The 16,844-nt window shown below is 66.4% G+C and carries 14 protein-coding genes and 1 pseudogene; 7 read left to right on the top strand and 8 right to left on the bottom strand.

The window, feature by feature from the left end; genetic code table 11:
* Window positions 1–19 precede the first annotated feature (19 nt).
* Window positions 20–976 (top strand): formimidoylglutamase, encoded by a 957-nt coding sequence (hutG, locus tag QF036_RS03850; protein WP_307099398.1) that lies wholly within the window; start codon window positions 20–22, stop codon window positions 974–976.
* 31 nt (window positions 977–1,007) lie between these two features.
* On the opposite strand, the gene QF036_RS03845 is transcribed toward hutG, so the two are convergent.
* Window positions 1,008–3,227 carry a transglycosylase domain-containing protein gene (locus QF036_RS03845; RefSeq protein WP_307099396.1) on the bottom strand — a complete coding sequence of 740 codons (2,220 nt, stop codon included), beginning with the start codon at window positions 3,225–3,227 and terminating at the stop codon, window positions 1,008–1,010.
* Between the two features lie 64 nt (window positions 3,228–3,291).
* Window positions 3,292–4,596: a cation:proton antiporter gene (locus QF036_RS03840; RefSeq protein ID WP_307099394.1), complete on the bottom strand. Its 1,305-nt coding sequence runs from the start codon at window positions 4,594–4,596 to the stop codon at window positions 3,292–3,294.
* 222 nt (window positions 4,597–4,818) lie between these two features.
* Here QF036_RS03840 and QF036_RS03835 point away from each other — a divergent pair, with 222 nt between their 5' ends.
* A complete protein-coding gene (locus QF036_RS03835) occupies window positions 4,819–5,079 on the top strand; it encodes a hypothetical protein (protein WP_307099392.1) in 261 nt (86 codons plus the stop codon).
* Between the two features lie 111 nt (window positions 5,080–5,190).
* Here the strand turns inward: QF036_RS03835 and QF036_RS03830 are convergent, their stop codons facing one another.
* The 4 genes from QF036_RS03830 to QF036_RS03815 all read right to left on the bottom strand — a co-directional run bounded on the left by QF036_RS03830 (window position 5,191) and on the right by QF036_RS03815 (window position 9,937).
* Window positions 5,191–5,427 (bottom strand): hypothetical protein, encoded by a 237-nt coding sequence (locus tag QF036_RS03830; protein WP_307099389.1) that lies wholly within the window; start codon window positions 5,425–5,427, stop codon window positions 5,191–5,193.
* Window positions 5,428–5,592: 165 nt separating this feature from the next.
* Complete coding sequence (gene hutH, locus QF036_RS03825) at window positions 5,593–7,185, bottom strand: histidine ammonia-lyase (protein WP_307099386.1); 1,593 nt, start codon at window positions 7,183–7,185, stop codon at window positions 5,593–5,595.
* A 5-nt stretch (window positions 7,186–7,190) separates the two neighbouring features.
* Entirely contained in the window at window positions 7,191–8,891 is a 1,701-nt protein-coding gene (locus tag QF036_RS03820) for a urocanate hydratase (RefSeq protein WP_307099384.1), read from the bottom strand.
* 221 nt (window positions 8,892–9,112) lie between these two features.
* Complete coding sequence (locus QF036_RS03815) at window positions 9,113–9,937, bottom strand: IclR family transcriptional regulator (protein WP_307099382.1); 825 nt, start codon at window positions 9,935–9,937, stop codon at window positions 9,113–9,115.
* Window positions 9,938–10,127: 190 nt separating this feature from the next.
* Here QF036_RS03815 and QF036_RS03810 point away from each other — a divergent pair, with 190 nt between their 5' ends.
* Window positions 10,128–11,045 carry an SDR family oxidoreductase gene (locus QF036_RS03810; protein WP_307099380.1) on the top strand — a complete coding sequence of 306 codons (918 nt, stop codon included), beginning with the start codon at window positions 10,128–10,130 and terminating at the stop codon, window positions 11,043–11,045.
* Window positions 11,046–11,171: 126 nt separating this feature from the next.
* On the opposite strand, the gene QF036_RS03805 is transcribed toward QF036_RS03810, so the two are convergent.
* Window positions 11,172–12,686: an HNH endonuclease signature motif containing protein gene (locus QF036_RS03805; protein ID WP_307099378.1), complete on the bottom strand. Its 1,515-nt coding sequence runs from the start codon at window positions 12,684–12,686 to the stop codon at window positions 11,172–11,174.
* A 198-nt stretch (window positions 12,687–12,884) separates the two neighbouring features.
* On the opposite strand from QF036_RS03805, the pseudogene QF036_RS03800 reads away from it, so the two are divergent.
* From QF036_RS03800 to QF036_RS03785, 4 genes and pseudogenes are all read left to right on the top strand, one after another.
* Window positions 12,885–14,394: pseudogene (locus tag QF036_RS03800) on the top strand (amino acid permease).
* Window positions 14,395–14,651: 257 nt separating this feature from the next.
* Entirely contained in the window at window positions 14,652–14,906 is a 255-nt protein-coding gene (locus tag QF036_RS03795) for a hypothetical protein (RefSeq protein ID WP_307099376.1), read from the top strand.
* Between the two features lie 45 nt (window positions 14,907–14,951).
* Entirely contained in the window at window positions 14,952–15,170 is a 219-nt protein-coding gene (locus tag QF036_RS03790) for a helix-turn-helix domain-containing protein (RefSeq protein WP_307099374.1), read from the top strand.
* A 97-nt stretch (window positions 15,171–15,267) separates the two neighbouring features.
* On the top strand, window positions 15,268–15,903 hold the full coding sequence (locus tag QF036_RS03785) for a LysE family translocator (protein ID WP_307099372.1): 636 nt from the start codon (window positions 15,268–15,270) through the stop codon (window positions 15,901–15,903).
* Between the two features lie 58 nt (window positions 15,904–15,961).
* On the opposite strand, the gene QF036_RS03780 is transcribed toward QF036_RS03785, so the two are convergent.
* Window positions 15,962–16,711, bottom strand: a complete 750-nt coding sequence (locus QF036_RS03780) for a 3-hydroxybutyrate dehydrogenase (RefSeq protein ID WP_307105758.1) — start codon at window positions 16,709–16,711, stop codon at window positions 15,962–15,964.
* Window positions 16,712–16,844 lie beyond the last annotated feature (133 nt).

Raw genomic sequence — 16,844 nt, 5'->3', positions numbered from 1 at the left:
CGTACGGTGAGCTTGAAGCATGGACTTTCCCGTGCTTTCCGTTGACGTTCAACCCCACCCCTGGACGGGCCGCTACGACGGCGACGGCGAAGCCCACCGCCGGTGGTGGCAGGCCGTAACGCCTGCCACCGGTAAGACTTCGCTGGGCGCCTCCACACAGCGCCCCGCTGTGATCCTCGGCTTCTGCAGTGACGAGGGCGTGCGCCGGAACAAGGGCAGGACCGGAGCCGCGGCCGCACCGGCGGCCATCCGCAGTGCACTGGGCCCGCTCGCCTACCACTCGGAGCGGCCAGTCGCCGACGCTGGCGACGTGGCGGTCCGCGACGGCGAACTGGAGGCAGGCCAGGCCCGCGCCGGCCTCGCCGTTGCGGCGCTGCTCGACGGCGGCCGCCTCACCGTGCTGCTGGGCGGCGGCCACGAAACCGCCTACGCCAGCTACCTCGGTGTGGCAGGGTCCCGGGCGGTACGCGATGGCCAGCGGCTGGGCGTGCTCAACCTTGATGCCCACTTCGACCTACGGGACGAGGCCGCCCCCAGCTCCGGGACCCCGTTCCTCCAGATGGCCCGCGCGGAAGCGGCCGCGGGGCGCGAACTGAAGTACGCCGTCGTCGGAATTTCCGAACCCAACAACACGCGCGCACTGTTCAGCACCGCCGACGAGCTGGGGGTGAAATACCTCCTTGACGAGGACTGCACCGCCGCCGCGGCCGAGGCCTTTGTGGCGGATTTCCTCAGCGGGATCGACGTCCTGTACCTGACCATCGACCTGGATGTGCTGCCGGCGGCGGTGGCCCCGGGAGTCAGCGCCCCGGCGGCGTACGGCGTTCCGCTGCCGGTGATCAGTGCCGTCTGCCGTCAGGTGGTGGCCAGCGGCAAGCTGCTGCACGCGGACGTGGCGGAACTGAACCCGGCCTTCGACATTGACAACCGGACCGCCCGCGTGGCCGCGCGGCTGGTCAGCATCCTGCTGGGCTGAGCGTTCGTCCCGGTGCTTGTCCGGGCCCCGTCTAATCCTTGGGCTTGGGCTTCGGCTTGGGCTTCGGGGTTGGACGGGCGGGTGCCTTTGGCTTCGCCGCGGGCTTGCTGACGATCGACGCCGGCGGCTTGGGGAAGGCGGCAGCGGGGTAGAGCCGCGCCACCTGGAGCATGTAGTTCGCCCACTGCGGGCCCGCGATCATGTAGCCGTCAATGCGGTCGTAGTGCGTGCCCTTGATGGTGATGTTCCGGCCCGGGCGCTGCTGGCCTTCGAGGGCGTCACCGAAGAACGAGGCCGTGGCCAGGCCGGTGGTGTAGCCCAGCACCCAGGTGGCACCGTTGCTGTTGTTGGTGCCCGTTTTTGCCGCCACGGGCACACTCTTCTGCACCTTGGGGTTGATGTAGATTCCGGAGCCCTTGTTGAGCATGCCCTGCAATGCCTTGTTCACCCCGCGGACTACGTTGTTGTCCACGGTTTCGCTGCACTTCTGAACCTCCGCCGGCAGCCTTTTGCCCGCCATGTCCGCCACCCCGGCCAGGGCCACCGGCACGCAGTACCGGCCGTCAGCGGCGAAAGTGGCAAAGGCGTTGGCCATGGTCAGCGGGGCAACGCCGGTGCCGCCCAGGAGGTTGCCCAGCTGGTGCATGTTGATTGGCGTCCCGTCCAGCCCGCTGCGGAGCCCGACCGCGTTGACCATGTTCTGGATCCCGCAGAAGTCCAGCTGCGCGGCCTCGGCAAAGGTTGCCGTGTTGATGGAGTTGTAGAGCCCGTAGTCGGCCGGCATCTTGCGGTAGTAGCCCTCCGAGGCGTTCTGCAGGTCGTCAGCCGTTTCAAGTCCTGCCCTGCGCTGCTTGGTGCTGTAGCCGCCGGCCACCTTGCCGCAGGAGGACCGCCAGCGGAAGCCCAGCGGGTACTCGCGCTTCGAGGCGTCCACGACCGTGGTCATGGTCTTGCCCTGGTGCAGCCACTCGGCGAAGGTGAAGGGCTTCATGGTGGATCCGGGCTGGAACCCGCCGGCGCCGTTGAGATCGTTGCCGATGGCATCCTTGGCGTCCACGTTGAAGTTCAGCTGGGTGTCGAACTTGCCGGGCTGGGGCAGGTACACCGTGTTCTGCGCCATCGCCAGGACCCGGCCGGTGCCCGGCTGGACGGTGACCAGCGAAGCGCCCCACCTGTCCGGATTGGCGCCGGCGGTGGCGTTCACCTGCGCCTGGGCCTTGGCCTGCAGCCTGCTGTCCAGCGTGGTGGTGATGGTCAGGCCGCCGCGGAAGAGCCGCTTTTCGCGGGCCTCTGTGTCAGAGCCGTAGGCCGGGTTGTTGAGGAACAGCCGGGTCACATAGTCGCAGAAGTACGGGGCCATGGTGGCGGCCGCGCACCCCTGCCGCGAAGGCCGGATCTTCAGGCCGACCCCTGAAGCCGCCGCGGCGTCATGCTGCTTCTTGGTGATCATCTGCTGCTTGAGCATTTCGCCGAGGACCTGGTTGCGGCGTTTCAGCGAGTTCTTGGGGTTGGCCACGGGATCGTAGAAGCTGGGGCTGTTAACCAGGCCCGCCAGCAGCGCAGACTGCGGCAGGGTCAGCTTGCTGGCGGGAACGCTGAAGAAGTACTGGGCCGCCGCCTCAATGCCATAGGCGCTGCGGTTGAAGAAGACGATGTTGAGATAGCCCTCGAGGATCTGGTCCTTGGTGAATTTCTTCTCCAAGGCCATGGCGAGCCGCATCTCGCGCAGCTTGTCCCCCATGGTCTTCTGCCCGCTGAGCACCACCTGGTCCTCGCGGCCTTCGGAAATCAGGGACTCGTTCACAATGTTGGTGACGTACTGCTGGGTGAGGGTGGAGGCGCCCTGCCGGTCGCCGCGGGTCAGGTTGCTGGTCAGCGCCCGGAGGACGCCCTGCGTGTCCACGCCGCTGTGCTCATAGAACCGGCTGTCCTCGATGGCGACGACGGCCTTCCGGATAAACGGGGACATCTGCTTCAGCGGAACGCGGACCCGGTTCTCTGAGTAGAAAGTAGCGATGAGCTTGCCGTCCGCCGTCAGCATGCGGGTGGTTTGCGACGGCGCAGGCACCGCGAGTTCGGTGGGCAGGCTGTTGAAGTAGGAAATCGATTTGCTGACCGAGGTGCCGGCGAGGGCAGCCCCGGGCACCAGGAAGCTGGCCACGAGGACACCGCAGAGGCTGCTGACTATCACGAAGCCCAGCAACTTTGCCAGCGCAAGGGCCAAACGGGATACCAACCTTCTGCCTGCCATGATCCAAGCTCACCACACGATCGGCCGGAACGCAGAATACCCGCGTGATTCGTGATCCGCCGGGTCAGACCGGCGTGTGCGGCGCCTTTCCCTCGTCCCCGAATTTCTCGGCCGCCCTGTGTTCGCGGAGCCGGTCCAGGCGCTTCATGACCGGCGCCGTGGTGGCCCCGTGCAGCACCACGGACATGGCCACGACGAGTCCGATGATGCTCCACAGGCGCTGCGCCTGGTCCACGAAACCGCCCTGACCCAAGGCGTAAGCAAGGTAATACAGCGAGCCGATGCCCCGGATGCCGAAGAAGGAAATGGCGATCCGCTCCCGGGGACCGGTCTTGCCGCGTGTCAGCGCCAGCCAGCCGGACAGCGGACGGACCAGGACCAGGAAGGCCAGCGCCACGCCAACTTCGGCCCACCCGACGTCGGCCAGCAGGCCCCGCGCGATCGCTCCGCCCAAGAGGACCAGGATGACCACCGTCAGGAGCCGCTCGAGCTGTTCCACATAGGAGTGAAGAATGCGGTGGTAGCCGTGGGTGCGCTCCGCCGCCCTGATGGTCAGTGCACAGACGAACACCGCGATGAAGCCGTAGCCCTCGATCATTTCGGTGACACCGTACGCCAGGAAAGTGGCGGCCAGCGCAACGAAGCCCTCGGAGTGGTTGGACAGCCGGATGCTGTCGTGCCGGGCGGAGAAGAACAGCCGCGCCAGCACCTTGCCCGTAGCGTAGCCCAGCAGCACGCCCATTCCGATGCGCCACAGGACGTCCACGCCGAACCACTCCGGAAACCAGGCCGATGGCGCGGTCCCCACGAGGCTCATGGCAATGGCCAGGTACACAAAGGGAAAGGCCAGCCCGTCGTTCAGTCCCGCCTCCGAGGTCAGGGCGAACCTGACCTCGTCCTCCTGGTCGGTCGCCTCTTCCGCGTCGGCCGGCTCTCCCACCTGCACCTCGGACGCCAGGACCGGATCCGTGGGGGCCAGGGCGGCGGCCACGAGTAGCGCGGCGGCGAGTCCCAGGCCCAGCAGCCAGAGTCCGAGGAGCGTCAGGCCGAGCATGCACAGGGGCATGGCGATACCGAGCATCCGCCAGGTGGTGGCCCAGTTCCGCCGCCCCACCGGACGGTCCAGCGCCAGCCCGGCTCCCATCAGCGAGATGATCACACACACCTCGGTCAGATGCAGCGTCAGCTCAGGGTGCTGGACAGGGCTCGGGTCGGGAAGATGGGGAAGCAGGCCGAAGGCGGCGGCACCGGCGCCCAGGAACACCATCGGCATGGAGATTGGAGCATTGCGCAGGGCCTTGGGCAGGATCGCGGCAACAAAGACGGCTACACCCGCCGCGGCGAACATGATGCTGGCACCTTCAAACACGGTCGCCTCCTGCGCCGTCGGCCTCTCGGACCTGACCAACACTAGCGCGCAAGGCACGAGGGAGCGTGGCTCAGGATCGCTTCCAAATGCCGCGCAAGGGCAGAATGGTTGATAAGACAACTATCGTCAACAAGCTTGTCAAATGACAGTCATCTGACCTTTATGCCGATTCCCGGTAGAATGGTCTACTGCCCCCCGGCAAAAACCATAGAAAGTCAGTACATGAGCACAGCAACCATGGAGCGCCCAACCGCTCCTACGAGCGCGTCCCGCTCCGCGGATGCCCGGTCCATCGACCTGGCATTCACCAGTGCCGACCAGGTCCACCACGGCCTGGAAAGCGCCGTAGAGACTCTGATCCAAACGGCTGCCCAGGAAGGCACCTGCGGCATCAAGGTCACGCGCCTGGAGCCAGGCCGTTACACGGTGGCCCTCGACGAGTCTGTTCCCTTCGGTGAAACACACGAGGACATCGCAGCCTAACACGCGAAAAAGCCCCCGATCCTGGGCTCATTCTGGCCGAAAGGCCGAATGATCCAAGGTCGGGGGCTTCTTGATTTCTTGTGTGCGTTCTACCGCACGGCTTCAGCCGGATTACATCCGGCGCACCTGCACGCCGTCGGACTTCATAAAGAGCTGCGACTCTGCTGCTCCGCCGCGGACCAGCCACAACACGTTTCCGCTCCGTGAGATTTCCTCCACCTCGCCTGCCGCAATTACGTGCGCCTGCTTGATGATCTCGACCCGCTCGCCCACGTGCAGCGATCCCCAGTCGGAAACCGTAGCGGCGTGTGCGATGCGTCTGGACAGGACTGTCCCGCGTGCTTTCATGTGAACTTCTACCCCTTTGTGGATGTTCTTCTTACGCCACAGCTTCTTTGATGTGACTTTTACTACACCTTTAGTTCTACTACACTCGCCGGGCCCTGTGCGGCGCGTTGCAGACTATTTCGGCACCGCCGGCAAATATTTGCCGGCGGTGCACATTGTTCACCTTTAGGCGAGGTTTCCGACGGCGGATTCGGCTGCCGTCCGCACCGCACCGGAGGCGACCAGCCGGTCGGCCGCCTCAAGCTCGGGTGAGAGGAACCGGTCCGTGCCCGGACCTCCGACGACGGTCCGCAGCGTTTCGAGGACCGCCGCCCCGGCAGGTCCCGGCGTCAGCTGGCCGGCCGAAAGCTGGGTGCGCATGTCAATCGCCCGTGCCGAGGTCACGAGTTCGATCGCGAGCACCCGGCGCAGGTTCTCCACGGCCTTCCGGAGCTTGCGGGCAGCGTGCCAGCCCATGGACACATGGTCTTCCTGCATGGCGGAGCTCGGGATGGAGTCCACGGACGCGGGAACCGCGAGCCGCTTGTTGTCCGAGACCAGCCCGGCCTGCGTGTACTGGGCGATCATGAGGCCCGAGTCCACGCCCGGATCCGCTGCCAGGAACGCCGGCAGGCCGTGCGAGCGGGCCGGGTCCAGCATGCGGTCCGTGCGCCGTTCGGCGATGGAGCTAAGGTCCGCGACGGCGATGGCCAGGTAATCGAGCACGTAGGCCACCGGGGCACCGTGGAAGTTGCCGTTGGAGCTGACCCGGCCGTCAGGCAGGACCACCGGGTTGTCGATGGCGGCCGCGAGTTCACGGGAGGCCACCAGTTCAGCGTGGTCGACGGTGTCCCGGACGGCGCCCGCGACCTGCGGTGCGCAGCGCAGCGAGTAGGCGTCCTGGACGCGGGAATCACCCACGCGGTGCGAGGCAACGATCGCTGAGTCGGACAGGACCCGGAGCATGTTGTCGGCACTGGCCGCCTGGCCCGGGTGCGGCCGCAGGGCGGCGTGGAGCTCGGGCAGGAACACCTGGTCGGTGCCGAGCAGCGCCTCGACGCTGAGCGCCGCGGTGATGTCCGCCGTCGTCAGCAGTTGCCGCAGGTCCGCAATGGCCATCAGGAGCATGCCCAGCATGCCCTCGGTGCCGTTGACCAGCGCCAGCCCTTCCTTCTCGGCCAGGGTCACCGGCTCGATGCCGTGGGCGGCGAGCAGCTCGGCAACAGTGGGCTGGCCGGCACCCCCGTAGAGTTCGCCGTCGGGTCCGGCTGCCTCGCCTTCGCCCATAAGGACCAGGGCGCAGTGGGACAGCGGTGCGAGGTCGCCGGAGCAGCCCAGCGAACCGAACTCGCGGACCACCGGGGTGATGCCGGCGTTCAGCACATCCACCATGGTCTGCAGGACCACGGGCCGGACCCCGGTCCGGCCCGATGCCAGGGTCTTGGCGCGCAGGAACATGATGCCGCGGACCACCTCGCGCTCCACCGCCGGACCCATGCCGGCGGCGTGGCTGCGGATGAGCGATTTCTGCAGCTGGGTTCGCAGCTCGCCGGGGATGTGCCGGTTGGCCAGCGCGCCGAAGCCCGTGGAGATACCGTATGCGGGCACGTCACTGTGGGCCAGTTCGTCGATGTGCGCGCGGACTTTGGCGACCGTGTCCAGGGCGTCCTGGGAGACGGTCACCTTGGCGTCGTGGCGTGCGACGGCGAGCACGTCCTCGGGCGTGACACCGCTGGCACCGAGGGTAACGGTAAGCGGTTCGTGGGTGGTGATGGTCATGATTCCTACTTTGTCTTTTCGTTCATGGGGATGCGGACGCCGCGTTCCTTGGCGACGTCGAGGGCGCGGTCGTAGCCGGCGTCGACATGGCGGATGACGCCCATGCCGGGGTCGTTGGTGAGGAGCCGCTCAAGCTTCTGCGCCGCGAGGTCGGTACCGTCGGCGACGGAAACCTGGCCTGCGTGGATGGAGCGGCCGATGCCCACTCCCCCGCCGTGGTGGATGGAAACCCAGGTGGCGCCGGAGGCGGTGTTGAGCAGTGCGTTGAGCAGCGGCCAGTCGGCGATGGCGTCCGAACCGTCGGCCATCGCTTCCGTTTCCCGGTACGGCGAGGCGACGGAGCCGGAGTCCAGGTGGTCGCGGCCGATCACGATGGGCGCCTTGACCTTGCCTTCCTTGACCAGCTGGTTGAACAGCAGGCCCGCCTTGGCGCGTTCGCCGTAGCCCAGCCAGCAAATACGGGCCGGCAGGCCTTCGAACTCGACCCGCTCGCCGGCTGCGTCGATCCAGCGGTGCAGGTGCTTGTTCTCGGGGAAGAGTTCCTTGATGGCCTGGTCCGTGACGGCGATATCCTCGGGGTCGCCGGAGAGTGCCACCCAGCGGAACGGGCCCAGGCCCTCGCAGAACAGCGGGCGGATGTAGGCCGGGACGAAGCCGGGGAACTCGAACGCCCGGCTGTAGCCGCCCTTGCGGGCCTCGTCGCGGATGGAGTTGCCGTAGTCGAACACCTCGGCGCCGGCGTCCTGGAACTCGACCATGGCCTGGACGTGCTTGGCCATCGAGGCCTGGGCCTTCTTGGTGAAGCCCTCCGGATCAGCCTCGGCTTCGCGGTGCCACTCGTCCACGGAGATGCCCTCCGGCAGGTAGCTCAGGGGGTCGTGTGCGGAGGTCTGGTCCGTGACAATGTCGATGGTCAGCTCGCCGGCCTTGTGGCGGCGCAGCAGTTCGGGGAAGACCTCGGCGGCGTTGCCCACATAGCCCACGGACCAGCCGCGGCGTTCTTCCTTGGCTTTGAGGACCTTGGCGATGGCGGCGTCGAGATCGGTCTCCACCTCGTCCAGGTAACGCTTGCCGGCCCGTCGGCGCAGGCGGGTCTCGTCGACGTCGACAATCAGGCAGGCGCCCTCGTTCAGGGTGACGGCGAGGGGCTGCGCGCCGCCCATGCCGCCGCAGCCGCCGGTCAGCGTCAGGGTCCCGGCGAGCGTGCCGTTCTCGTCCCCGGTCAGCTTGCGGGCGATCGCGGCGAAGGTCTCGAAGGTGCCCTGCAGGATGCCCTGGGTGCCGATGTAGATCCAGGAGCCGGCCGTCATCTGGCCGTACATCATCAGGCCCTCAGCCTCGAGCCGGCGGAATTCCGGCCACGTGGCCCAGTCACCGACGAGGTTGGAGTTGGCCAGCAGCACGCGCGGCGCCCATTCGTTGGTTCGGAAGACGCCGACGGGTTTGCCGGACTGAACCAGCAGGGTCTCGTCCTTGTCCATGGTTTCCAGGGTGCGGGTGATGGCATCGAACGCTGCCCAGCTGCGGACGGCCCGGCCGGTTCCGCCATAGACCACCAGGTCATCGGGGCGTTCGGCGACGTCGGGATCAAGGTTGTTCATGAGCATGCGCAGGGGTGCCTCGGTCTGCCAGGACTTGGCGGTGAGCTCGGTGCCGCGGGCTGCTTTGACCGGGCGGGCACCGGTGGTGAAATCGGCGGGTGCCATGGTGGCTCCTTCGTCTTGCGGGTATGTGGTTTATTACTGTTGCGGGGTGCGGAATTCTTGGTTTGAGCGGAAGTGCTTCTGTATCAACTAAAGCCCCTTCCGAGCGGGCCAGACAGGGGTTTCCGGCTGGTGCTGTCCGGTATCCCAGACCCAACTAGGTAGCAGCACAGGGGTTCTCACCGCTGGGAACGCCCTCTGCTGCTACCTAGTTGGGCTGCTGGCTATTTCGCGGGGCGGCCGTGGATGCGCACCGAGAGCTCGTCGGCGACTTTTTGCACGCGGGCGGCGAGTACCGGCCACTGGTCCTCGGGCAGTTTGTCCTCGAGGAACGTGACGGCGACTGCCGCCGTCGGCCATCCAAGATGATCCGTGACAGCGGCGGCGATGGAGCCAAAGCCGGGTGTCACTTCCCCGTGTTCTGTGGCGTAGCCACGCTGCCGCACCTGGTCCAGGTGCGATGACAGGGCCGAGTACTTCATGATGGCGCCCTCCACCTCGTGCCGGGCAGTGAAAGCGGCGGCATTCGGATAGAGCGCGCGGACCTGGGACTTGGGCAGCGCGGCAAGGATGGCCCGGCCGCTGGCGGTGAGATGGCTGGGCAGCCTGACACCGACGTCGGTCACCAGGGATGGCCGGTTCTTGGCCCGCTCCTCCACAATGTAGAGCACATCCCGGCCGTGCAGCACCGCCAGGTGTGCGCTTTCGCCGAGGACATCAACGAGGGACGCGAGCATGGGCCGCCCCAGCCTGGACAGCGGTTCCTGCCGCGAGTACGCGGAGCTGAGCTCAAAGGCGCTGATGCCAAGGCCGTAGCGCTGCTCCTCGTGCAGGTGCAGGACGAAGCCGTTCGCCTCCATGACGCCCAGGAGGTGGTAGACGCTTGAGCGCGGCAGCCCCAGTGCCGTGGCAATGTTCGACGCCGCCATCGGCCCCCGCTTGGAAGCCAACAGTTTGAGGATCCGCAGGGTGTTTTCCGCGGCGGGAACCTTCGCTTTGACCGCTGATTCCGGCCGCTTTGCCGCCGTTGCGGCTATCGTGCCTGCCATGTGTCCTCCACGCCTGTCGTCTGGCTGCCTGTTCGGGATTTCTGTCTTTTCGGGGGTTTAGCCGAAAAGTGTCCGGTATCCCGTACTTAAGTTTGTGCCCCGTCCACTCGCTCCAGAACTCCTTCAGAGGCAGGACCGTCTGGAATACCAGACATGGCCGCTTTCCCGTGCACCGAGGTAGCGTTTGTCCATGGAATTTCCGCTAAGGGGCAAGGTAGCCCTGGTCGCCGGGGCCACGCGAGGGGCGGGCCGCGGAACGGCCGTGGCCCTCGGTGAAGCCGGGGCGGTGGTCTACTGCACCGGACGCACCACGAAGGGCCAGACGTCCGACTATCGCCGCCCGGAAACCATCGATGAAACGGCAGCCATGGTGAGCGCGGCCGGCGGGACCGGCATCGCAGTGGCGGCGGACCATCTAAACGCCCCGGAGGTGGAAGCGCTGGTCCGTCGAATCGACCACGAGCACGGCCAGCTGGACATCCTGGTGAATGACATTTGGGGCGGCGAAAACCTCATCCAGTGGAACACACCCCTCTGGGAACACCACCTGGACGGAGGACTGCGGATGCTGCACGGCGCCGTCGACACGCACCTGGTCACGAGCCACTTCGCGCTGCCGCTGCTCATCCGGCGGCCGGGAGGACTGGTGGTGGAAATGACGGACGGAACGCGGGAGTACAACACCGCGCATTACCGGCTCTCAGTGTTTTACGACCTCGCCAAGTCCGCTGTCCTGCGGCTCGCCTTCAGCCAGGCCGAGGAGCTGAAGCCGTTCGGTTGCACGGCGGTGGCACTGACGCCGGGGTGGATGCGCTCGGAAATGATGCTCGAGCACTACGGCGTGACCGAAGCCAATTGGCGCGAGGCAGCGGCCACGAATCCGCACTTCGCCGCCATTTCGGAAAGCCCGCGTTTTGTGGGGCGGGCGGTCGCCGCCCTCGCCGCCGATTCTGACGTATACCGCCGAACCGGCGGCTCGTTCTCCTCCGGCGGGCTGGCGCTGGAGTATGGCTTCACCGACGTCGACGGCTCCCGGCCGGACTGCTGGCGCTACCTGGAGGAGGTCCAGGACGCCGGACTGCCGGCCGACGCTACCGGCTACCGCTGAGGCGGACGTGGCTGCTGGGATCTGACTTCGGCCGCCGCCATCCATCTCTTCGGCCTGCCATGCATCTCGGATCCGGCAAAAAAGCAGGCACGGGGTTGCAAGGTATCAACACTTCAGATGACGCGTTTAGGCTGCTTCGCGGCCAGTCTCTGGCACATCCTCCGGAGAAACGCGGCATTCGTGCATGCCTGGGTTCGCGGGCGTGCGGGGGTCGAGTCCGCCGGGTGCGGCGAGCTCCCGGAGTATGGCCTGGATGAGTGGTGGCCAGTGGGGTGGTTCCCAGTCGGGTTGTTCGCTGGTGTAGTGCCGGCCGCTTGGCGAGGTCCAGCCGGGCGGGTCCTTGGCGGTGGCGGCGGCGGGTGTCCAGGCGGACGCGTGTCTGAGGCGGTGGTGTTTCGGACATGGTTGGCCAAGGTTGCTGATCCCGGTGCCCCCGCCGTCTGCCCAGGCGAGGAGGTGGTCGGCGTCGTTGTCCAAGGAGTGGTTATTGCAGGCCGGGAACGTGCATGTGGCGTCCCGAAGCCGCAGCCATTGGCGCATCGGCTTCGGGATGCGGTAGCTGGTTCGTCCAATCTCCAGGGGTGCGCCGTCACGGGGGTCGGTCAGGACCCTCCGGAACGACGTCCCACCATCTGCGACGAGTGCACGAGCCACGGAGGGCGGGATCGGCCCGTACCCGTCGAGCATGGCCGGTTCCTCCGTCAGGCCGAGCAGCGAAAACACCGGAACGGTGACGAGAACCTGGGCTGCGGGCGAGGGCACACCACCGGCCGGCGTCAGCTCGTGGCCGGCCGTGAGGAGCCAGGTTGAGGCGACGTCGGCGCGGAGCTGGGTGAGGGTTCTGGTCTCGCCGGGGCCTTGCATGGCCCGGGCGGCGGCGGTGGTGCGGTCCCAGATACCGGCGGCCTGGGCCGCGGGCAGGTACGCCGAGAACCAGGCCATCCCGTCGCTGTCCGGGACGTACTCCACCCGCCGGTCTGCGGCACTGCGGGCGTGGCGTTTTTCGATGCTGACCGGATGGTGCCGCTCCCGCCAGGTAAGGACTTTCGCCCGGAACCGGCACGGGACGAGCTCCCCGGCCGGGCCACCGCGGGCGGGGTTCGGCGCGTCCGGGTCCAGGAAATGCGCCTCCAACGCTGCTGCCCCGGCCGCGTCGAGGTCCGCGGCCTCGTCCACCATGATCCGGGCGTGCTGCCAGGAAATGGACCCTGCCTGCAGCGCGGACAAGGTCACCGGTCGGCCCGTGGTCAGGGTGCTGGCCTCGAACCGGAGGGCACTGGCGGCGCGTTCGCTGATGGTCAGGACACCGGCCACCTCGGCAGTCACGGCCATCTCCCTGACGGTGCGCTCCTGCGGGGAGGCGGCCGGTGGCGTCATGGCTTTCTCAGTGTTGGCGTAGCCGGCGACGAGCTGCACTTTCAGGGCCGCGAGCCGGGCCTCCACTTTGGCGAGCTCAGCCAAACCGTCAAGGTACGCGTCGGCCTGATCCCGCAGCGGATCAGCCGCGGCTGGCGCGGAGCCGTCAGCAGGGACAGGGCTGCCCGAGGGGACGCTTCCCGTCGCGAGGTCAACATAAACAGCCAGCGCAGAAGTGGAGGCGCCGATGGCCTCCACCGTCTCGACAGCTACTCTGCTTTCCATACCCGAAGCATCTCACCGGCCACTGACATTTTTACCGGCGCAGCCGCGGAGCGGGGCCACAGCTGTCCGTTCGCGCCGAATGCAGTGCCCACACAGTCTGAAATCAAAGACACCAAGAGCCCGTGAGTCTCATCACAGCTCCCGCGAACATGGTCTGCTGGATAGCGATCCCCCTCCCAATGACGAGAAGGTATTCGCATGCAACAAGCCCAAACAACTGATGAGTTGGCGCCCGAAAACGGGACCAGCACCTCCGCCGTCGGAACCGGGCGCACCGCCGTCGGAACCGCCGTCGAAACCGTTCTGAACCGCGGCCTCAACGTCCGCCACATCCGCTTTATGGCGCTGGGCTCCGCCATCGGCACCGGCCTGTTCTACGGTTCGGCCTCGGCCATCCAAAAAGCCGGCCCCGCCGTGCTGCTCGCCTACATGATCGGCGGCGCGGCCGTGTTCATGGTGATGCGCGCACTTGGCGAGATGGCCGTGCGGCACCCGGTCTCCGGATCCTTCGGGCAGTACGCCAGCCGGTATCTTGGCCCGTTCGCAGGCTTCGTGACCGGCTGGACCTACGTCTTCGAGATGGCGATCGTGGCCATCGCCGATGTCACCGCCTTCAGTATCTATATGGGCTTCTGGTTCCCGTCCGTGGAGCGGTGGGTCTGGATCCTGGCCATTATCTTCCTCCTTGCGGCGCTGAATCTGCTGAGCGTAAAGGTCTTCGGTGAACTCGAATTCTGGTTCACGCTGGTCAAGGTTGCAGCCATTATCGCCATGATCGCGGGCGGCGCGGCCATCCTTGCGTTCGGGTTCCAGAACGGTGATGCCTCGGCCGCTCCGGGCTTGAGTAACCTGGTGGAGCACGGCGGACTGTTCCCGAACGGTTTCGAGGGGCTGCTGGCCTCGTTCGCCGTCGTCATGTTCGCCTTCGGCGGGATCGAAACCATCGGCATCACGGCCGGCGAGGCAGCCGACCCCAAGAAGGTGATCCCGAAGGCCGTCAATACAGTGCCGGTCCGGGTCCTGCTGTTCTACGTACTGACCCTCGGCGGTGCTGATGAGCCTTTTTCCGTGGAACGAGGTCGGCAGCGGCGGCAGCCCGTTCGTCCAGATCTTCAGCGGCCTGGGCATTCCCGCCGCACCGCATATCCTCAACGCTGTGGTGATCACCGCCGCCCTGTCCGCCATCAACAGCGACATCTTCGGCGCCGGGCGGATCCTCTTCGGTTTGGCCAAGCAGGGGCACGCACCGCAGAGCTTCGGGCGGGTTTCCCGGCACGGTGTGCCGTGGATGACTGTGGTGATGATGGCCGGGATCCTGCTGGTGGGAGTGGTCCTGAACGCGGTCATCCCGGAAGATGTCTTCCTGCTCATTGCTTCCATCGCCACCTTCGCCACGGTCTGGGTGTGGGTCATGATTCTCGCCTCCCACATGGCGATGAAACGCGAGATCTCCCGGAATGGCTTGCCGTCGTCGGAGTTCCCCTCGCCTTGGTGGCCGGCGGCGTCCGTCCTCACCATCGGCTTCATGGGGCTGGTGATCGCGGTGCTTGGCGTCTTCGAGGACACGCGCGTGGCGCTCTATGTGGGGGCTGTGTGGCTGGGACTGCTGGTGGTCGCCTACCGGCTCTGGGTCAAAGGCAGCGGACGACGGCGTGCCCACCTCGAGGATGAAACCTTCACGGTGCCGGTGGTCGCCAAAACTGAGTAGGATTTCCGGGGAAATGGCGCGCCAGGCTGGAAAAGGCAAAAACAAGTAGTCAAAATGGGCAAAGACACGTACTTAAAGTCTGTTACGGGAGTGCCTATTGTGATAAATGAGGTAGATGTTACTCGTGTGACGTATGTGATTACTTCCTACAGTGGACTACACGGTGCAAGCCGGCTGGGGTAATGACCCCGGATGATGACCCGGACCCGCGCCGCCAGTGATTCGACTCTCGGTCACACTGTGAAGGAGTGGTCCTCATGTTGGAAATCCAGGCCGGGGCGCCGGCAAAACACCTTCAATCCGGGCGGTCACCCGGTTTCCTGGCCCAGACGCTGCAGCGGGCGCGTACGGCCGCTGTTCCGTACAAGCTCGGCGACGTCCTGGTGGGCGACGATCCGTTCAACGGCAGGCGCGAAGGCACTGTTGTGGTCAAGAACGACCGGTCGATCGGGATCCGCTCCTCGGATCGGGTGTATTTCTACGACTACCGGCAACTGAGGCGGCCGGACTAGGCGGGTCCCCGCCCGTCCAGCCGACGATCAACAGGAGCCGATCCCATGTCCATCACCAACCTGCCAACCGCGTACCTCACCATTGCCGAGGTGGCCGCGGCCCTGCGCCTTTCCAAAATGACCGTCTACCGGATGGTCCGGGCCGGGACGCTGGCAGCCGACCGGTTCGGCAAGTCCTACCGTGTGCCGGAGTCCGCTGTGGAGGAGTACATCCGGGCCTCCGGGAGCCCGGGTACGGAGGATCCACAGGGCGCACGCGGCTGAGGCGGGCGCACGCGGCTGAGGCGGGAAACTGCCTGGGCCCTTTGCCCGAAGCACACAGGTGCTGGCTGGCAGACATCCGCCGGCGTTACGATCAGGCATGCTCCCGCTGCAGAATCTCCTGGCCTTTGCCTTGGTCTCCGCACTGCTCATCGCCGTCCCGGGCCCCAGCGTCCTGTTCGTCATCGGACGGTCGCTGGCCCTGGGGCGGCGGGGCGGCCTGCTGAGCGTTCTCGGCAATGCTGCCGGGGAACTGCTGCAGATCGCAGGGGTGGCCCTTGGCCTCGGCGTAGTGCTGGCTGAGTCGGTACTGCTGTTCACGGTGGTGAAGTTCGCCGGCGCGGCCTACCTTATTTATCTGGGAATCCTGGCGGTGCTCCACCGCCGGGGCGGCCCTGCAGGCCCGGATACGTCGAGGCCGGCCACCACCCGGCGGATTCTGCGCGAAGGCTTCATTGTGGGGGCCACGAATCCGAAGTCCGTGGTGTTCTTCGTAGCGGTCCTCCCCCAGTTCGTGGACCATTCCGCCGGTGCTATTCCGGTCCAACTCGCCCTGCTTGGTGCCACGTTCCTGGGCATCGCGTTGGTCTCGGACAGCGTCTGGGCACTCGCCGCAGGGACTGCGAGGCAATGGTTCGCCCGCTCACCCCGCCGGGTGGCAGCTGTCACTACCACTGGTGGGGTGATGATGATCGGGCTCGGCGGCACCCTCGCGCTGACGGGTTCAAAGAGCTGACTGGTTTCGACAAGCTAAACCACCGGGTTAGCCGGTTTCGACAAGCTCAACCACCGGGTTACCGGGCGGACCAGCCCCCGTCCATCGTGTAGCTGGCCCCGGTGACCATTCCGGCTGCGTCGGAGGACAGCCACGCAACCAGCGAGGCCACCTCTTCGGGTTCCACGAGCCGTTTCACCGCGGACTCGGTGAGCATCACCTTCGCCAGGACCTCCGACTCCGGAATCCCGTGGACACGTGCCTGGTCCGCGATCTGCTTCTCCACCAGCGGGGTCCGCACATAACCGGGGTTGATGCAGTTGGACGTAACCCCGTGCTCGCCGCCTTCAAGTGCCGTCACCTTGCTCAGCCCCTCAAGGCCGTGCTTCGCCGAGACGTAGGCACTCTTAAACGGGGAGGCGCGGAGGCCATGGACCGACGACAGGTTAATGATGCGCCCGAAACCGTTGGCGTACATGTGCGGCAGCGCGGCACGGATCAGCAGGAAGGGCGCCTCGAGCATGAGCGCCAGGATCCGCCGGAACGCCACGGGGTCGAAGTCCTCGATGGGGCTGATGCGCTGGATGCCGGCGTTGTTCACCAGGATGTCGCAGTCCAGGCTCAGCGCGGCCAGCGCCTCGACGTCCAGGAGATCGACTGCCCAGGACGTGCCGCCCACCTCATCGGCGAGGGGCGCAGCGCCGGCTTCGTCGACGTCGGCCACCACCACCTTGGCTCCCCTGGCGGCCAGTTCCCGTACGCACGCCGCGCCGATGCCGCTGGCACCGCCGGTCACCAGGGCCTTGCGGCCGTTCAGGTTCTTTTCCACGTCCGGACCTTGTGCGTCCACAGTCTGCTCCTCAAAGTGTCCACGTTGACACGTGCCGCCACGTGCAGCACTTCCGATTCACCCGAGTATTCCTGCAGAAGGAACGCGGTTCAATGACTAATCAGGCACTGGA

The organism is Arthrobacter globiformis, from assembly GCF_030817195.1.
Classification (GTDB): domain Bacteria; phylum Actinomycetota; class Actinomycetes; order Actinomycetales; family Micrococcaceae; genus Arthrobacter; species Arthrobacter globiformis_D.
This window is presented reverse-complemented; position numbering and strand designations above follow the sequence as displayed.